This window comes from Nocardia lijiangensis NBRC 108240, from assembly GCF_001613045.1.
Classification (GTDB): Bacteria; Actinomycetota; Actinomycetes; order Mycobacteriales; family Mycobacteriaceae; genus Nocardia; species Nocardia lijiangensis.
Genome location: NZ_BDBP01000046.1, coordinates 43388 through 60012, shown reverse-complemented (window position 1 = coordinate 60012; position 16625 = coordinate 43388). Strand labels below are relative to the sequence as shown.

The 16625-nt window shown below is 67.7% G+C and carries 14 protein-coding genes; 6 read left to right on the top strand and 8 right to left on the bottom strand.

Annotation, left to right across the window (positions count from 1 at the left end; all coding sequences use genetic code 11):
* Positions 1 to 307: 307 nt before the first annotated feature.
* The 4 genes from NL1_RS18325 to NL1_RS18310 all read right to left on the bottom strand — a co-directional run bounded on the left by NL1_RS18325 (position 308) and on the right by NL1_RS18310 (position 4605).
* Complete coding sequence (locus NL1_RS18325; protein ID WP_067840939.1) at positions 308 to 1726, bottom strand: lipase family protein; 1419 nt, start codon at positions 1724 to 1726, stop codon at positions 308 to 310.
* Between the two features lie 136 nt (positions 1727 to 1862).
* Positions 1863 to 2060, bottom strand: coding sequence for a hypothetical protein (locus tag NL1_RS18320; protein ID WP_067840937.1), 198 nt, complete (start codon positions 2058 to 2060; stop codon positions 1863 to 1865).
* 152 nt (positions 2061 to 2212) lie between these two features.
* Entirely contained in the window at positions 2213 to 3202 is a 990-nt protein-coding gene (locus tag NL1_RS18315) for an Rpn family recombination-promoting nuclease/putative transposase (protein ID WP_067840935.1), read from the bottom strand.
* A gap of 269 nt (positions 3203 to 3471) precedes the next feature.
* Positions 3472 to 4605 (bottom strand): alpha/beta hydrolase, encoded by a 1134-nt coding sequence (locus NL1_RS18310; RefSeq protein WP_067840933.1) that lies wholly within the window; start codon positions 4603 to 4605, stop codon positions 3472 to 3474.
* A gap of 488 nt (positions 4606 to 5093) precedes the next feature.
* Between NL1_RS18310 and aceA the strand changes: the two genes are divergently transcribed.
* The 5 genes from aceA (at position 5094) to NL1_RS18285 (ending at position 11323) form a co-directional block, all read left to right on the top strand.
* Positions 5094 to 6383: an isocitrate lyase gene (gene aceA / locus NL1_RS18305; RefSeq protein WP_067840932.1), complete on the top strand. Its 1290-nt coding sequence runs from the start codon at positions 5094 to 5096 to the stop codon at positions 6381 to 6383.
* Between the two features lie 170 nt (positions 6384 to 6553).
* Complete coding sequence (locus NL1_RS18300) at positions 6554 to 7441, top strand: 3-hydroxybutyryl-CoA dehydrogenase (RefSeq protein WP_067840930.1); 888 nt, start codon at positions 6554 to 6556, stop codon at positions 7439 to 7441.
* 420 nt (positions 7442 to 7861) lie between these two features.
* The gene (gene metE, locus NL1_RS18295) at positions 7862 to 10165 is read left to right on the top strand and encodes a 5-methyltetrahydropteroyltriglutamate--homocysteine S-methyltransferase (protein WP_067840928.1); all 2304 of its coding nucleotides are present in this window, start codon (positions 7862 to 7864) and stop codon (positions 10163 to 10165) included.
* Between the two features lie 160 nt (positions 10166 to 10325).
* Complete coding sequence (locus tag NL1_RS18290; RefSeq protein WP_067840926.1) at positions 10326 to 10751, top strand: VOC family protein; 426 nt, start codon at positions 10326 to 10328, stop codon at positions 10749 to 10751.
* Positions 10751 to 11323, top strand: a complete 573-nt coding sequence (locus NL1_RS18285; RefSeq protein WP_067840923.1) for a TetR/AcrR family transcriptional regulator — start codon at positions 10751 to 10753, stop codon at positions 11321 to 11323. The genes NL1_RS18290 and NL1_RS18285 overlap by 1 nt, the downstream gene beginning before the upstream one ends.
* Positions 11324 to 11396: 73 nt before the next feature.
* On the opposite strand, the gene NL1_RS18280 is transcribed toward NL1_RS18285, so the two are convergent.
* The gene (locus tag NL1_RS18280; protein ID WP_245673366.1) at positions 11397 to 12650 is read right to left on the bottom strand and encodes an AI-2E family transporter; all 1254 of its coding nucleotides are present in this window, start codon (positions 12648 to 12650) and stop codon (positions 11397 to 11399) included.
* A 133-nt stretch (positions 12651 to 12783) separates the two neighbouring features.
* On the bottom strand, positions 12784 to 13839 hold the full coding sequence (locus tag NL1_RS18275) for an NAD(P)-dependent alcohol dehydrogenase (protein ID WP_067840922.1): 1056 nt from the start codon (positions 13837 to 13839) through the stop codon (positions 12784 to 12786).
* A 190-nt stretch (positions 13840 to 14029) separates the two neighbouring features.
* Here NL1_RS18275 and NL1_RS18270 point away from each other — a divergent pair, with 190 nt between their 5' ends.
* Positions 14030 to 15130 carry a S1C family serine protease gene (locus NL1_RS18270; protein WP_067840920.1) on the top strand — a complete coding sequence of 367 codons (1101 nt, stop codon included), beginning with the start codon at positions 14030 to 14032 and terminating at the stop codon, positions 15128 to 15130.
* Between the two features lie 12 nt (positions 15131 to 15142).
* Here NL1_RS18270 and NL1_RS18265 read toward each other — a convergent pair whose 3' ends face one another.
* A complete protein-coding gene (locus tag NL1_RS18265; protein ID WP_067840918.1) occupies positions 15143 to 15709 on the bottom strand; it encodes a vitamin K epoxide reductase family protein in 567 nt (188 codons plus the stop codon).
* Positions 15706 to 16455 (bottom strand): DsbA family protein, encoded by a 750-nt coding sequence (locus NL1_RS18260; protein WP_067840982.1) that lies wholly within the window; start codon positions 16453 to 16455, stop codon positions 15706 to 15708. The genes NL1_RS18265 and NL1_RS18260 overlap by 4 nt, the downstream gene beginning before the upstream one ends.
* Positions 16456 to 16625 lie beyond the last annotated feature (170 nt).

Genomic DNA, 16625 nt, shown 5'->3' with positions numbered 1-16625 from the left:
TCGACCGAGATCCATATCTGGTAAAGAACGTGGCCACCCGCTGCCGTAGTCACACCGAGCAGAAATCACACAGAGTGTTCGCCGTGGGTACGAAGCGGCGTGGCGGGCGACGAGCGGCGCACCATCGAGCGACCCCGTGCCTGACAGGCACGGGGTGTCCATCGGCGAAACCAAATGGAGCGACCGGATGGGCACGAGCGAAGCGACCATGTGCGGTTTCTCGGTGAGGCCGACGCCTGCGTGAAGACATCGGTGCCCGATGCGCACGCGAGACAGATCGGTGCTGGTCAGGCGAAGATGTCGTCGCTCAGCGGTGTCCGAGGATCGCGGCCAGCAGTCCGCCGGTGTAGTCGGGTCCGAGGGTGCTCAACGCCGCCGGTGAGACGGGGGTCGATACCGTCTGGATGTCGCAGCCGATGGGCGGCCAGCCCGTGTCGGTGGCTCGGTCCTTCAGCCAGGCGAATGCGCCAGGTGCGCCGAGGCCCCATTCGAAGGTGTGCGTTGAGATCACGGAGGGGATGAGGTCGCGCCGGTAGGTGACGGAAGTTCCTGCGGCGCAATATTGGTCGACGAGCTGGTCGGCGGAGGCGATGGTGCTCAATTCGTCGTCGATGGCGTTGTAGACGTACAGCGGTGCGGTGGGGGCGGATTCGCCCAGTGCTCGTTCGGCGAGTACACGCTGGGTGACCGGTGCGCTCATGATCTGGTGCAACGGCTCGGTCAACAGGCTGTCGAAGTCACGGAATGCGAAGCTGACCAGGTTCTGCGGTGTGCAGCTCGCCGCTGCTCCCGCGAGCAGCCGTTGGCCTTCGTCGGTGACCACGCGGTCGAGCAGCCCGGCCATTTCGGGGGAATCCTGTCGCAAGGCGGCGACGCCGACCGCGACCAAACCTGCGACCGGAGAACCGTTTCCGTTCATGATCGCGGCGGCGAAATCCGGAACCGGCGCACCGATGGCCATCCCGGCGACGTTCAGTTCCGGCGCATAGCTCGGCTGCACCTCCGCGGCCCACGCCGTGGCGATTCCGCCGCCGGAGTATCCCCAGAACAGCGCGGGGGTGTCCACTCCGATCGGGCCCAGCTCGGCGAAGTTCTGCGCGGCTCGAACACCGTCGAGCGCAACGTATCCCGGTTCCCGCGGCGTCAGGAAGCGATTCTCGACGCCACCGAGGTCCGGGACCGACACCACCCACCCCTGGGCCAGGCCGGCCGCGATCATCGCTGTTTCGCTCGCCGTCGTCGACAGCGTGATCGGCCCACCGTTGCCCCCGAACTCGAGCCATGGCGCACCGGTCCGCAACACTTGTGAGGGCATGCAATTCGGCGCGATGGCGTCGATCATGCTGTCGAAGGACAGGACCGCGGTCGCGGGCCTGCCGTGATCCCCCATCAGGAGCGTGGTCACCGCGGCGTATGGATCGCCGTTCGAATCCGTTGTCCGATAAAGCAATTGCCAGGCGCGAACCCGCATGGGGATCAGCTGGAGCGCAGCCGGTGTGATCGGCCGGGCGCGCAGGATGGTGCCCGGCTCGGATGACTCGTAACCGGCCGGAGGGATATAGAACGCGTCGGTGGTGTTCGGAATCGCCGTTGCGGGAGTGGCGATTCCGACGAGAACCGCGCAGGTTGTGGAGAGGGTGAGGACGAGCGCCGAGATTCGCGTCCGCCATTTCCGCACAGAGTTGGCCCGCCTTGCACCTGGCTGTCCGGTCGACGCTGTCTGCATGTTCAGACTATAGAACGCGTTCTAGTTCATGTTCGGGTATTCGCCACGGATGCCTTCGCCGGGCCGATCGCACAGCTCGGCCGCGTGGGCCGTGATGGCTACGGCGATGCACGGTTTCCGCTGGTGCCGGTGTTGGTCAGGCGAAGACGTCGTCGAAGGTGTTGGCGGTGAGGACGCGGAGAGCCCAGGTTCGTAGCAGCGCCGGGTCGGTGGCATGGATGGAGTTGATGATGTCGACAGGTAGGGACCCGAATTTGTGGGTCAGCTGTTCGATCAAGAGCTCTGCGCGTCCTGCGGCGTGCCCTTCGGCGCGGAGCCGTTCGGCGGTGGTCATGATGGCCTCCTTGGCTCGGGGACCGAGTCGATCGAATGGGGGTTCTCGACGGTCTACGGGCCGCTCCGCTCCGCACGGAGGATGGATTCGGCAGGTCGGCCGCACCGTTGAAGGCTGCGGCGATGAACCCTCGCCGCTCGCGCCGGTGTTGGTCAGGCGAAGACGTCGTCGAGGGTGTTGGCGGTGAGGACGCGGAGGGCCCAGGTTCGTACCAGCGCCGGGTCCGTGGCACGGATGGAGTCGATGGTGCCGGCAGGTAGCGACCCGAATTTGTGGGTCAGCTGTTCGATCAAGAGCTCCGCGCGTTCTTCGGCGCGTCCTGCAGCGCGTCCTGCGGCATGCCCTTCGGCGCGGAGCCGTTCGGCAGTGGTCATGATGGCCTCCTTGGCTCGGGGACCGAGTCGATCGATGAGCGGTTCCAGGTCGGCTTCCTGGGTGTCGCCGACAATAAGTATGTACGACGCAACGCATTGAAGTTCATGTGTTCCGTTGGGGCCATCGAGGATGGAGCGCAGATCGTCGGTCAATGCCAGCAGGTCAGAGCCCAGGCGGGTGTTGCCGGGTGCGATCTTGTGCAGGACCAGCATCACGCGGGTCGCAGGAGTGAGATCGCGGGCGCGCAGTGCGGGCAGGTCCAGGGCGGCGATGTCATCGAGCAGGAACCGAAAGCGCGGCAGATACGGACTGAGCGCCTGACGGGTGGCCGGATCGAGATCGATGAGCTCGCTGAGTTCGGTGGGTGCGGTCCACGGGCGTCCGGTGTGGTTGCTGTGGACCACCAGCGGTACCACCGCGGGCAGGGTGCGGGCAGCGGGGTTGTGGCGCAGGTAGTGGTTCCAGATGTTGACCAGGTAGTCCAGCATGCGCAACGGCATGAACTTGTCGCTGCAGCTCTGATGCTCGATCAGCAGGTAGATGTAGGCGTCGTGTCCGTCCAGGCGGGTGCGGAACAGTAGATCGCTGTAGCGCGAGCGCAGTTGTTTGGAAACGAAACTGCCCGACTGCAGTTCGAGTCCGTGCCAATCGACCCGAGCGGCAACAGCTTCCGGCAGCGCCGCGCGCAACTCGGAAGCCGCGTCGGCGGGTCGGCCGAGGACGTGCCGGAAATACGCGTCATGCGGGTTCGACGGGGAAACGGCCATGGCGGAACCCAACCAGCCACCGCCGCGACGCGCGCCCGAACGGCCGCAGATCTATTGCGCTATGAGCGAATTCGGACAAACAGTGATCGCCTGGTTCTGCGAGGCTCGACGCTCGCGCTGAACGCCAGCGGCTCGGTTTCCCGCGGTGCGGAGGTCGCCTTTGACAGATCGCTGCCGTTGCAGCCCAGCATCGGTGGCGTGGCACCGTTGCGGCGCTGCCGTGCCCATCGGAACCACCGGTGGGCACGGCAGCGCCGTGCGATCGCGGATCAGGAGAACAGGTTTCGCACGAACGGGAGGGAGTCGGAAAGGGAGGCGTTCACCGCGCCGCTGTGGTCCTGCTGGTAGGTGCGCAGGGTGACCGGCTGGCCGTTGACTTGGAGGGCGGCGGCGAAGGCTAGGGTGGCGGGGGTGATGACATCGGTGTCGCGCAGGCCCTGGCCGAGGAAGAGCGGGCGGTCGTAGCCGGCTTCGGGCAGGCCCATGGTCCTGGTCAGCACGCCCCGCAGGTCCGGGATCTGCGCGAGCGGCTTGGCGAACAGGTCGCCGAGGATCACCTTTCCGGCGGCGAGCTCTTCGCCGAACGGGCTGATGCATGCGGTGCGCGCGCGAGCCAGCCACTCCCGGCCCGCGTCGGTCAGATAGGACTCGATGTCGAGTTCGGGGTAGGTGGTGTGCAGACCGTTGAGGATGTACAGCACGTAGGCGGTGCTGTGCGGGCCCAGCTCCAGCGGCGGCATGCCGGGGCCGAGCGGCAGCAGGATGTCCTCGATGTAGGCGGGCACACCGGTGCCGACGGCGCCGCGGTAGTCCAGTTCGGGCCCGCCGAACTCGGTGGCGTAGCGCGCGGTGAAGACGGCCGCGCCGCCGCCCTGCGACTGGCCGACCGCGACCCACTTCTTCGCCAGCGAGGAGTACTGCCGGGTGGCGGCCTTCACCGCGTCCACCACGTTGTGCGCCTCGACCGTGCCATTGAGATAGGGATGCTCGCCGGGAGTGCCGAGCCCGGCGTAGTCGGCGGCGACCACGGCGTACCCCTGCTTCAGCCAGGTGCCCAGGTACGCCCAGTCGCGTTCGCGGGCGCTCGGCCCGGCGATGCTATAGGCGCAGTCGTCGCCGAGGCCGACCGTGCCGTGCGCCCAGGCGATCACCGGCCAGCCGCCCTCGGGCGGCGTTCCGGCCGGGAAGTAGACCGCGGCGCTCGCGGTGGTCGGTGCGTCGCGCACGGTCGTGGAGCGGTAGAGGAGGCGGGCTGCGTCCGCCGCGTCCGGCGGTGTCGCGACGGCGGCGAGCGGGGTGACCGACTCGACCGTGCCCGCGGCGGGTTCGGCGCTCGCGGTGGAGGGATACAGCAGGGCGGTCGCGCAGGCCGTGACGGCCGCGGCGAGGCACAGTTTCCGCATGGGGCTCCTGTTCGATGGCGTCGCCATGGTGCTCCGACTGGAGTTGGACGCTTGCTCGAGAATGGTTCTCCGCCCAAGTCTGCCGCATACGCGCGCGCGGTTCGCGGCGAAAGGTGGCCCGGCCCACACAGAGGGCGGCCGCCCCACCCTGTGAATCGACTCACAGGCCGGAATGCCTCGGCGTGTTGCGGCGGGGGCGGCCGGAGATCACAAACAGTACGAGCGTTACGCTAAAACCCCACGTCAGAGCTACCCGCGGGTAGGTTGAATGCTTGCAATTCGCCCGCAAATTTTACAAAGTTAGCAATCACCGGGCGAAACCTAGCTGAGATTCACATTAGCAACAGGTAGACGGCCATTTCGCGGTATGCCATCGTGTGGAAGTACACCCCATGGGCCTAGCAAGCCTGCAAATCGCCGCTCCAGCAGTCCGAGCGAAATCTCGGCGAGCGCGGCACCGACCGACCAAAGAAGAAGTGGAGTCAGAGATGTCGACCACCGGCACCCCGAAGACCGCTGCGGAAATCCAGCAGGATTGGGACACCAACCCGCGCTGGAAGGGCATCACCCGTAACTACACCGCGGACCAGGTGGTGAAGCTCCAGGGCACTGTCGTCGAGGAGCACACGCTCGCTCGCCGCGGCTCGGAGATCCTGTGGGATCTCGTGAACAACGAGGACTACATCAACTCCCTCGGCGCCCTCACCGGCAACCAGGCGGTCCAGCAGGTCCGCGCCGGCCTGAAGGCCATCTACCTGTCGGGTTGGCAGGTCGCCGGTGACGCGAACCTGTCCGGCCACACCTACCCGGACCAGTCGCTGTACCCGGCCAACTCGGTGCCGCAGGTCGTGCGTCGCATCAACAACGCGCTGCTGCGCGCCGACGAGATCGCCAAGGTCGAGGGTGACACCTCGGTCGCCAACTGGCTGGCTCCGATCGTCGCCGACGGCGAGGCCGGCTTCGGTGGCGCGCTCAACGTCTACGAGCTGCAGAAGGCCATGATCGCGGCCGGTGTCGCCGGTTCGCACTGGGAAGACCAGCTCGCCTCGGAGAAGAAGTGCGGCCACCTCGGTGGCAAGGTGCTGATCCCGACCCAGCAGCACATCCGCACCCTGACCTCGGCCCGTCTGGCTGCCGACGTCGCCGGCGTGCCGACCGTGGTCATCGCCCGCACCGACGCCGAGGCCGCCACCCTGATCACCTCCGACGTCGACGAGCGCGACCGTGAGTTCCTGGACGGCACCCGCACCTCCGAGGGCTTCTTCGGCGTGAAGAACGGCATCGAGCCCTGCATCGCGCGTGCCAAGGCCTACGCCCCGTACTCCGACCTCATCTGGATGGAGACCGGTGTGCCGGACCTCGAGGTCGCGCGCAAGTTCGCCGAGGCCGTCCGTGGCGAGTTCCCGGACCAGCTGCTGGCCTACAACTGCTCGCCGTCCTTCAACTGGAAGGCGCACCTGGACGACGCGACCATCGCGAAGTTCCAGCGTGAGCTCGGCGCGATGGGCTTCAAGTTCCAGTTCATCACCCTGGCCGGCTTCCACTCGCTGAACTACGGCATGTTCGACCTGGCGCACGGCTACGCCCGCGAAGGCATGACCGCGTTCGTCGACCTGCAGGAGCGCGAGTTCAAGGCCGCCAAGGAGCGTGGCTTCACCGCCGTCAAGCACCAGCGTGAGGTCGGCGCCGGTTACTTCGACTCCATCGCCACCACCGTGGACCCGAACACCTCCACCGCGGCGCTCAAGGGCTCCACCGAAGAGGGTCAGTTCCACTGAGTTGACCAGCCCGCAGTGATGCAGGCCGACGATCCTCTACTCCAGTAGGGGTGTACCGCCCTCCCCGCCGAACAGCCCCGGCGGGGAGGGCATCCCTATACCTTGGACAAAAACCCAAGCCATCCCAGACCCAAGCCATCCCAGCCACACCAGACCAGCAGGAGCGGGACGTGAGCAGCGAGAAGATTCAGCGTGTCGGCGTCATCGGCGCCGGACAGATGGGTGCAGGAATCGCGGAGGTGTGCGCCCGGGCGCACGTCGACGTGCTCGTCTACGAACAGACCCGGGAACTAGCGGCCGCCGGTCGCGCCCGCATCCTTCGCTCGCTCGACCGTGGCGTGAGCAGCGGCAAGATCACCGAGCGGGAGCGTGAGCAGGCCGCGTGGCGGCTGCGCTTCACCTCCGATCTCGGCGACTTCGCCGACCGTCAGCTGGTCGTCGAGGCCGTGCTGGAGAACGAAGAGGTCAAGACCTCGATCTTCGCCGAGCTCGACAAGGTCGTCACCGACCCGAACGCGGTGCTCGCCTCCAACACCTCCTCCATCCCGATCATGAAGATCGCCGTCGCGACCGCCAACCCCGAGCGCGTCCTCGGCATGCACTTCTTCAACCCGGTGCCGGTGCTGCCGCTCGTCGAGCTGGTCACCACGCTGAAGACCAGCGCGTCGGTCTCCGAGCGCGCCGAGGCCTTCGCGGGTGACGTGCTCGGCAAGCAGGTCGTCCGCTCGGCCGACCGCTCCGGCTTCGTCGTCAACGCGCTGCTGGTGCCTTACCTGCTCTCCGCCATTCGCATGGTCGAATCCGGTTTCGCGACCAAGGACGACGTCGACAAGGCCATGGTGCTCGGCTGCGCCCACCCGATGGGCCCGCTGGCGCTCACCGATCTGGTCGGCCTCGACACCGTCAAGTCCATCGCCGACTCGATGTACTCCGAGTTCAAGGAGCCGCTGTACTCCGCGCCGCCGCTGCTGATGCGCATGGTGGAGGCGGGGCTGCTGGGTAAGAAGACCGGCGCGGGCTTTTACCAGTACAACTCCCCCGCCTCTCCGCGTACTTAGCGGGCGGCGCGAAGCCGTCGGCGTCGGGCACCCGTGCCGGCGGTTGGGTGCCGAACCGATTTCGGTCGTACCCGGCGAGTTACCCGGCCCTCGCGAGATCAGTTGTCGCGTTGGGCGAAGGAGTTCGCCGGGCTTCCGGCCTTGGCGCTCATCAGCGTCGATCTTCGCTTCCTCGGGTGCACGTCGCCCGCAGGTGGCGCGTCCATCATTGCCGGGCACAAGCTGCAATCGGTCGAGGCGGGCCGGTTGAGCCGGGGGGCTGCTGCTCATCGCTTCGCAGTGATACCAGTAGTAACGGCATAAGCTGCAAGGACGCCGAGTCGTTGACGCGGCTCGGCCGGACACCGAAAGCGCAGCGCTGCGCGTCCTCCGCCTTGCGGAGCGGATTTCGCGCAGGTGATCGAAAGGGAGTTCCCGCGCATGGTCAACGTCACGGATGGCTACGGGTCGAGCATTCTGGGGTATCCCAGGATCGGGCCGCACCGGGAACTCAAGCGGGCGCTGGAGTCCTACTGGCACGGTTCGCTGTCACGTGAGGAACTGCTCGAGGTCGGTCGCGACATTCAGGAGCAGCAGTTCAGCGAACTGGCCGCCACCGGGCTCACCCAGGTGCCCGGCAACACCTTCTCCTTCTACGACCACGTCCTGGACAACGCGCTGATGTTCGGCGCGGTGCCGAAGCGGTTCCAGCCCTACCAGGGCGGGATGGATCCGCTGGACTTCTACTTCCTGATGGCGCGCGGGCGGCCCGACCTGCCGCCGCTGGAGCTGGTGCGCTACATCGACACCAACTACCACTACCGTCAGCCCGAACTCGACGCCGAGACCGACTTCTCGCTGCATCCCGAGGCCCTGCTCGACGAGTTCGACCGGGCCAAGGCGCACGACATCGAGCTGCGTCCGGTCATGCTCGGCCCGCTTTCGCTGCTGTTGCTCTCCAAGGCGGGCCAGGTCCCCGGCGAGGCCGAGTTCGACACGCTCACCCTGCTGGACAAGCTGCTCCCGGTCTACGAGGAGCTGTTCGAGATCCTCGCCAAGCGCGGCGCGACCTGCGTCCAGCTGGACGAGCCCGCGTTCACCAGCGAGCGCACCGAGGCCGAGCTGGCCGCGTTCGAGCGGGCCTACCAGCGGCTGTCCAAGGCGCCGCTGCGTCCCCGCATGCTGGTCACCGGTCAGTACGGCGATTTCGGACCGGCGCTGGCGATCCTGGCCGCGTCCAATGTCGAGGCCATCGGTTTGGACCTGGCCAGCCACCGGATCCGCCCCGAGGAGCTCGCCGAGGTGCCCGGCATTCGCCGCAAGCGGCTGTACGCGGGCGTGATCAGCGGCCGCAACGTGTGGCGCGCCGACCGCTACGTGACGCTGGAGTACCTGAACGAACTGGCCAAGGTGTGCCCGGATCTGGTGGTCTCCACCGGAAGCACGCTGCTGCACGTGCCCTACGACCTGCTCGTCGAATACGACATCGAGGGCAATGTCGCCGATCGTCTCGCCTTCGCGAAACAGAAGGTGGGCGAGGTGGTCTCGCTGGCCAAGGCGCTCACCGAGGGCCCGTCGGACAAGTGGCGCAAGCGGCCGACGGTGGTGCACTTCAAGCAGAAGCACGCGGTGCGCCAACGGGTTTACGCGATCACGCCGGACATGCGCGAGCGCGAACCCTACGAGCAGCGCCGAATCGCGCAGCAGGCCAAGCTGAATCTGCCGTCGGTGCCCGCCACCACGCTCGGCTCGTTCCCGCAGACCGACCGGATTCGCCAGGCCCGGTACGAACTCGGCGAGGGACGGTTGTCCTACGACGAGTACCGCAAGCGGATCGAGGCCGAGATCGAGGCCACGATCCGGCTGCAGGAGGACATCGGCCTCGACGTGCTCGTGCACGGCGAGCACGAGCGCAACGACATGATCCAGTACTTCGCCGAGCTGCTGGACGGCTTCGCGACCACCCACTTCGGCTGGGTGCAGGTGTACGGATCCCGTTGCGTGCGACCGCCGATCATCTACGGCGACGTCTCGCGCCCGGCGCCGATGTCGGTGGAGTGGATCACCTACGCCCAGTCGCTCACCGACCGGCCGGTCAAGGGCATGGTCACCGGCCCGGTCACCATGATCGCGCGGTCGTTCGTGCGGCAGGACCAACCACTGCACGAGACCGCCGACCAGGTGGCGCTGGCGATCCGCGACGAGGTGGTGGATCTGGAACGGGCGGGCATCGCCATCATCCAGGTCGACGAGCCCGCGATCCGGGAGATGCTGCCGCTGCGCGATGTCGGTCGCGCGGAGTACCTACGCTGGGCGGTCGGCGCGTTCCGGCTGGCCACCTCCGGTGTGCAGCCGGAGACCCAGATCCACACGCACATCGGCTATTCCGGTCGCGCCGAGGTGGTGGAGGCCATCGATCAGCTCGACGCCGACGTCACCGCGATCGTCGCGACCCGCTCCATCGAGTGGGTGCTCAAGGCGCTCAAGGAGGACTGCGCCTCGGGCCACGGCCTGAGCCACGGCGTCGGTCCCGGTGTGTACGAAAGCCGTTCGGCCCGTATCCCGGACATCGACGAACTCGACGAACTGCTCACGGCCGCGGCCGAAGCCGTCACCCCGGAACGGCTCTGGGCCAACCCGGACGGCGGCCTCAAGACCCGCCACGGCTGGCAGCTGGAACCCTCGCTGCGCAATCTGGTCGCCGCCGCGCGCCGTATTCGGCGGCGGATCCCGACGGCCGAATAGCCAATCGACCCGGGCCGCCTTTCCGTCGCGAAACGGAAAGGCGGCCTGTCGTTTTCGTGACAACGATGCGGGTCCGGCGACACCAGCGTGGTGCGCGCTTCGGTAGCGCGGGAGCGATTGGGTCTTCATTTCGGTACGGTACGTACCGTATCATTCGGTTATGGCTGTGAACGAGAGTGTGTGGCCAGATTCGCTGCGTGTGGCCCAGGTGCGGGTCGCGCGGCCGACGGATCGGCTCGATGAAGTGGTGCGGTTCTACGTCGACGGGCTCGGCCTGCGCGAGCTGTACCGGTTCCAGAACCACGCGGGATACGACGGTGTGATGCTCGGGCTGCCCGGCGCCGACTATCACCTGGAGTTCACCTCGTACGTGGACGGAAGTCCCGGCGCCGCACCGAGTTCCGAGAATCTGCTGGTGCTCTATTTCGAGGGCGAGGCGCAGATGTACGACGTGGCGCAGCGACTCGGTGAATACGGGGTCGAGCCGGTGCCGGTCGACAATCCGTACTGGGCGGCGAACGGCGGCTTGGCTTTTCCCGATCCGGACGGCTGGCTGGTCATGCTGATGCCGCGGCCGGTGTTCTGATGGCGGGGCGGGCCCGCGACGATCGGATCGACGCGGCGGTGCTGACCGCCGCGCGAGAGCTGCTGGACGAGAACGGATATGCCGAACTATCGATCAGCGGGGTGGCGGCCAGATCGGGAGTCCACCGGCCCGCGATCTACCGGCGCTGGCCATCCAAACGGCATCTGGTCGTGGCGGTGGTCGCCGATCTGCTCGGCCTGCGTCCCACCGCGAACACTGGAGACCTGCGCGCCGATCTGACCGCGGCGATGCGCGATCTCGTCGCAGCACTCCGCGATACCTCGCTCGATCGGGTGCTCCCCGCGCTGCTCGCCGACCTGGCCAATGATCCGGATCTGCGCGAGCACTTCCTCGCCACGGTCTTCGAGCCCCGGCGGCAGACCACCGAAATCGCGCTACGCGCGGCGATCGACCGCGGCGAGGTCAGCCCCGACCTCGACATGGAATTCGTCCTCGACGCCGTCGCCGCTCCGATCTACTTTCGCGCGCTGTTCGGCCATCTGCCGCTGGACGACGAACTCGCCGAATCCTCGGTGGACGCGGTCATGCGCTTGGTCGCGGCATCGCGTTAGGCGGAGGCATGCCTGCCCGACAGGAACGGGCCGCCTTCCCCGGCGAAAAGATTCGGCGTCGCGATGGATCCGCTCAGCGCACGGGCCCGCCGGGCCGGATCGGCCATTGCCACATCCGCTTTCGGCCGTTCTTCTTGATCGGCTCGGGTGCGGCGGTGTCCGTGTCGGTCTCCACCTCGTAGCGGCGGACGTAGGCGCCCGCGAAGGCTTGAACGGTGGCGGTGACGGGGATGGCCAGCAAGGCGCCGGTGGCGCCGAGTAGTGCGGCGCCCGCGATCACCGCGCCGAAGGCGACCGCGGGGTGCATGTCGAGCGTGGTGGCGGTGATGCGTGGCTGCAGGACGTAGTTCTCGAACTGCTGGTACAGGACGATGAATCCGAGGATCCACAGCGCGTCGCCGGGGCCGCCGTTCACCAGCGCGACGATGATCGGAAGCGCGCCCGCCAGGTAGGTGCCGACGGTCGGAATGAACTGGGAGACCACGCCGACCCACAGCGCCAGCGCGAATGCCGAAGGCACGTCGAGTATTCGCAGCATCACGTAGTGCGCGAGCGTCGAGCAGACGGCGAGCAGGCCGCGTGAATAGATGTAGCCGCCGGTCTTGTCGACCGCGATGTCCCAGGCGCGCAGCACGTGTCGCTGGCGGTGCGGCGGCAGCAGTGAGGACACCGCGTTGCGGAAGCGCGGTCCGTCGGCGGCGAAATAGTAGGTGAACAGCAGCACGCCGAGCCCCTGGAAGAGCGCGCCGATGGCGGCTGTGCCGATGCCCCAGGCGTTTTCGGCCAGGCCGACCAGATAGCCCTCGATCTGGTCGCTCCACTCCGTCGCGTATTTCTGGATGTCGGTGCCGGACAACTCGGTGTGGAATGTCCGGTTGATCCATTCGACGCCCCGGTCGGCGTATTCGGGCGCGTTCTGGACCAGCGTGGTCACCTGATCGATGAGCAGCGAGCCCAGTGTCCACACGAACCCGACGACGATCAGCAGCAGGCCGAGGAACACCACGCCCGTCGCGAGACCGCGCCGTACCCCGCGCGCGGCCAGCCAGTTGACCGCGGGCTCGATGGCGAAGGCGAGGAACAGCGAGACCATCAGCACGGTCAGCAAGCCCTGGAGTCGCTGGAGCACCCAGAACCCGACGATCAGCCCGGCGACCGTGGCGGCGGCCAGCAGGAAGGCGCGCAACAGCCACGGCGGCGGCCCGGTCGACACATCGGATTTCGCCACGTCGGGTTTCGACGCCTCGGGCTTCGGCGTCTCGGACCCGGGTGCGTGGGAATCCGCACCGGACTTCGGGTTGGTCGAGTCTTCGTCATCCGCGGACACAAAACCACGGTACTGAGCGGTCGCTCCGGACGCCCGTAACAGGCCAGCGCGGGCGGGTACCGATGCGCGTTGGGCTAGCTGGTGGAGTCCATCGACAGACCCGCGCATGGCCGGGGCGGAGCCAGACGTACGCCTACATGGTCGCGGTGTCGATGACGAACCGGTATCGCACGTCGCTGGCGACGACGCGGTCGTAGGCGCTGTCGAGCTCGTCGGCGGAGATCAGTTCGATCTCGGCGCCGACGCCGTGCTTGGCGCAGAAGTCCAGCATCTCCTGGGTCTGCGCGATGCCGCCGATCATCGAGCCCGACAGCGACCTGCGGTAGCCGGTCAGGGTGAACGGCTTGACGCTCAACGGGTTCTCGGGCAGGCCGAGGATCACCAGGGTGCCGTCCAGGGCGAGCAGCTTGAGGTAGTCGTCCACCGGCAGGTCGGCCGAGACCGTGTTGAGGATGAGGTCGAAGCGGCCGCGCAGTTCGCGGAAGGTCTGCCGGTCGCCGGTGGCGTAGTAGTGGTGCGCGCCGAACCGCTTGCCGTCGTCCTGTTTGCTCAGCGAGTGGCTGAGCACGGTCACCTCCGCGCCCATCGCCGCGGCGATCTTCACGCCGACGTGCCCGAGCCCGCCCATGCCGATGATCGCGACCCGTTTGCCGGGCCCGGCCTGCCAGTGCCGCAGCGGCGAGAACAAGGTGATGCCCGCGCACAGCAGCGGCGCGGCCACGTCGAGGCCGATGCCCTCCGGGATCGACAGCACGAAGTTCTCGGTCACCACGACCTGGGTGGCGTAGCCGCCCATGGTGTATCCGCCGGGTTGTACCTCGGGCGCGACGCCGGAGTTGTACGTCATGGTGGCGCCTGCCTGGCAGAACTGCTCCTCGTCGGCCAGGCATGGGCCGCATTTGCCGCAGGAATCGACCATGCAGCCGACGCCGACCCGATCGCCGACCTTGTGTTTGCTGACCGCCGAACCCACCGCGGCCACCAGGCCCGCGATCTCGTGGCCTGGTACGCAGGGGTAGCGGGTGCCGCCCCATTCGTCGCGGGCGGTGTGGATGTCCGAATGACAGATGCCCGCGAACTTGACGTCGATCAGCACGTCGTGCGGACCGAGCTCCCTGCGCTCGATGGTGACCTTCTCGAAGACTCCGTCGGGAGCGGGCAGGGCGTAGGCGGCGGCAGCGGTGCTCATGAGTACATGCCTACCTCCGCATGCTCGTGATTGCCAACCCCTCGGGTTTGCCACGCCGAGAGTTTGCCGAGACCGGGTTTGCCCGCGGCGGCGCGGGGGATGCTCACCGTGTCCGGTATTTCCGGCTCTCAGCGGAGAAGATCTCCGGCCACAATGGAAATCGCCAGGCGTAGCGGAGGCAGGAGTGCCCATGGACGACGGACGGCGCGGCAGCGGCGGGCGGGCGCTCGCGCTGATCGTCGTCGCCGTGCTCGGCCTGGCAGGCTTCCTCGGTTATCGCAGTGAGCTGCCGGGCTGGCCGCTGTTCGGCGGTCCCGGCACAGTCGTCTCGCCGATGACGCTGGAACCGGCCCCGCCGCTGGACCGGGTGGCGGTCGCGGCCGCCGTGGCGCCGACCATGGTGCATATCAGCACCACCGCCCAGACGTTCGGCCAGGGCGCCGCCGGATCGGGCATCGTGCTCACCGCCGAAGGGCAGGTGCTGACCAGCCATCACGTGGTCAAAGGCGCCGACACGGTCACCGTGACGTCGGTCGGCACCGGGGACGCCTACTCCGCGACCGTGCTCGGCTACGACTCCGCCGCCGACATCGCCCTGCTCGAACTGGCAGGCGCGGCCGGACTCACCGTCGCGCGGCTCGGCAGCTCCGCCGATCTGCGGATGGACGACGAGGTGCTCGCCATCGGCAATGCGGGTGGCACGGGTGGCCCGCCGACCGCGATCGCGGGGAAGATCACCGATCTCGACAGCACGATCGTCGCGCTGAACTCCGCCGATCTGTCCCGCAAGGCGCTGTCGGGGATGCTCGAGATCGCGGCCGCGGTGACTTCCGGGCAGTCCGGGGGAGCGCTGGCCGATTGGCGCGGCGCGATCGTCGGCGTGATCACCGCGGCGTCGGGTGACCAGAACCGGGAGGTCGACCGGCAGCCCAACGGTTACGCGGTGCCGATCGACGCCGCCATGCGGGTGGTGCGCCAGATCCGCTCCGGCACGCCGACCGAGACGGTGCACATCGGCCCGACCGCCACGCTCGGCGTGCTCATCTCCGACGCGAAGCCCAGCGGCGCGCGCATCGACGTCGCGATCTACGGCAGCCCCGCCTATTCCGCGGGACTCACCGACGGCGAGGTGATCACCTCGGTCGATGGCCGGGCCGTGAGCACCGCCCGCGCCCTGCGCGCGGCGATCAACGTGCGCAAACCCAACGACACTGTGCGCTTGGGCGTGATCGGCGTGGGCGGCGCCGAGCGGACGGTGACCGTGGTGCTCGGCAAGGGCGCGCCGAACTGACGCCGGCGCGCGTCAGACCAGGCTCAGCCAGTAATCCTGGAACCGCAGGAAGATCAGCAGCAGCACCACCGCGTAGAACAGCGCGACGATGGTCCAGCGCCATTCGGCGAGCACCCCGAGCGGGCCGCTCGACCGGCCCCACAGCTGATCGGTGGCCACCGCGAACAGCGGCGTGACGATGGCCCAGACCACCATGCAGTACGGGCACAGCGCGTTGATGCGGTACAGGCTCTGGAAGATGAGCCAGCAGACGAAGCCGATGCCCGCCACCGTGCCGAGCCACAGGCCGTCCCAGACCCACTTCGGGAAACCGAGCCCGGCGACAGCGAGGACGCCGAGCGTGACCACGACGGAGAATGCGACGATGCCGAGCAGCGGGTTCGGGAACCCGAACACCGCGGCCTGATCGGTCACCATCACCGAGCCGCAGGACAGGATCGGGTTGATGCTGCACGTGGGCCGGTAGCCCGGATCGGTGAAGAGCTTGAACCGCTCGATGGTCAGCGCCATCGAGGCGAGCCAGCCCGCGAGGCCGCAGATCAGCAGCAGCCAGGCGGACCGGGGTGGCGCGGCGATCACTGGCCCGCGGCCGCCGCGGCGATGGCCTGCTCGAGAGCGCTCGGGTTGACCTGCTTACCGTCGACGAAGACCGTCGGCGTCGACTGGATGCCGCTGTCGAAGGCCTTGTTGGTCGTGTCCGCGACGAACTTCTCGTAGGTGCGGTCGGTGATGCAGCTCGCGACGGCGTCGCTGTAGCCTGCCGATTTCGCGATCTCGATCAGCTTCTCGTCGGGCAGGCCGTTACCACCCTCCGGCGGCTGCTGGGCGAACATCGCCGTGAGCCACGCCTGGTACTTGGTCGGGTCCTCCTGAGCGACGCAGTAGGAGGCGTTGGCCGCGCGGGTCGAGTACTGGGTGGTCGAGGCCTTGTCCAGGAACGAGATGATGTTGTACTCGACCGCGGCGGTACCGGTGCTCACCGCGTCGTCCAGCACCTTGCCGTAGGCGGCCTCGAAGGCCTTGCATGCGGGGCACTGCAGGTCGGCGACGACCCGGACGGTGACCTTCGCCTCGGGCTTGCCGACGCGGATGGAGCCGTTGTCGGTGATCGCTCCGGTGACGGCGCCCGGCGCCTGTGCCGCGGCGATGCTCGGGGTGGGACCGGGATCGTCCTTCTCCGCCTTCTTGATCGCGATTCCGATGCCGATCGCGGCCACCAGGCCGATCAGCACGGCGGCCACCGCCACCTGGATGAAGATCTTGCGATTGCGGTCGGCGCGCTCCGCTTGCAGCAGCGGATTCTTCCGTCCCGGGTTGTTGCTCACCGTGCGTTCACCACGCCTTTCGCTCGCCTGCCGGTTTCGCCTGCCGCCACGATGGTAGTTCCGGAACTCGTCGTCGAGCGGTCGGGCACGGTCCACATCATCGTGGGTCAACCTGAGAGATTCCGAAATGTCGCCGGGGGTGCGTCAGCGCAACGCGGCCTGAGCCCCGC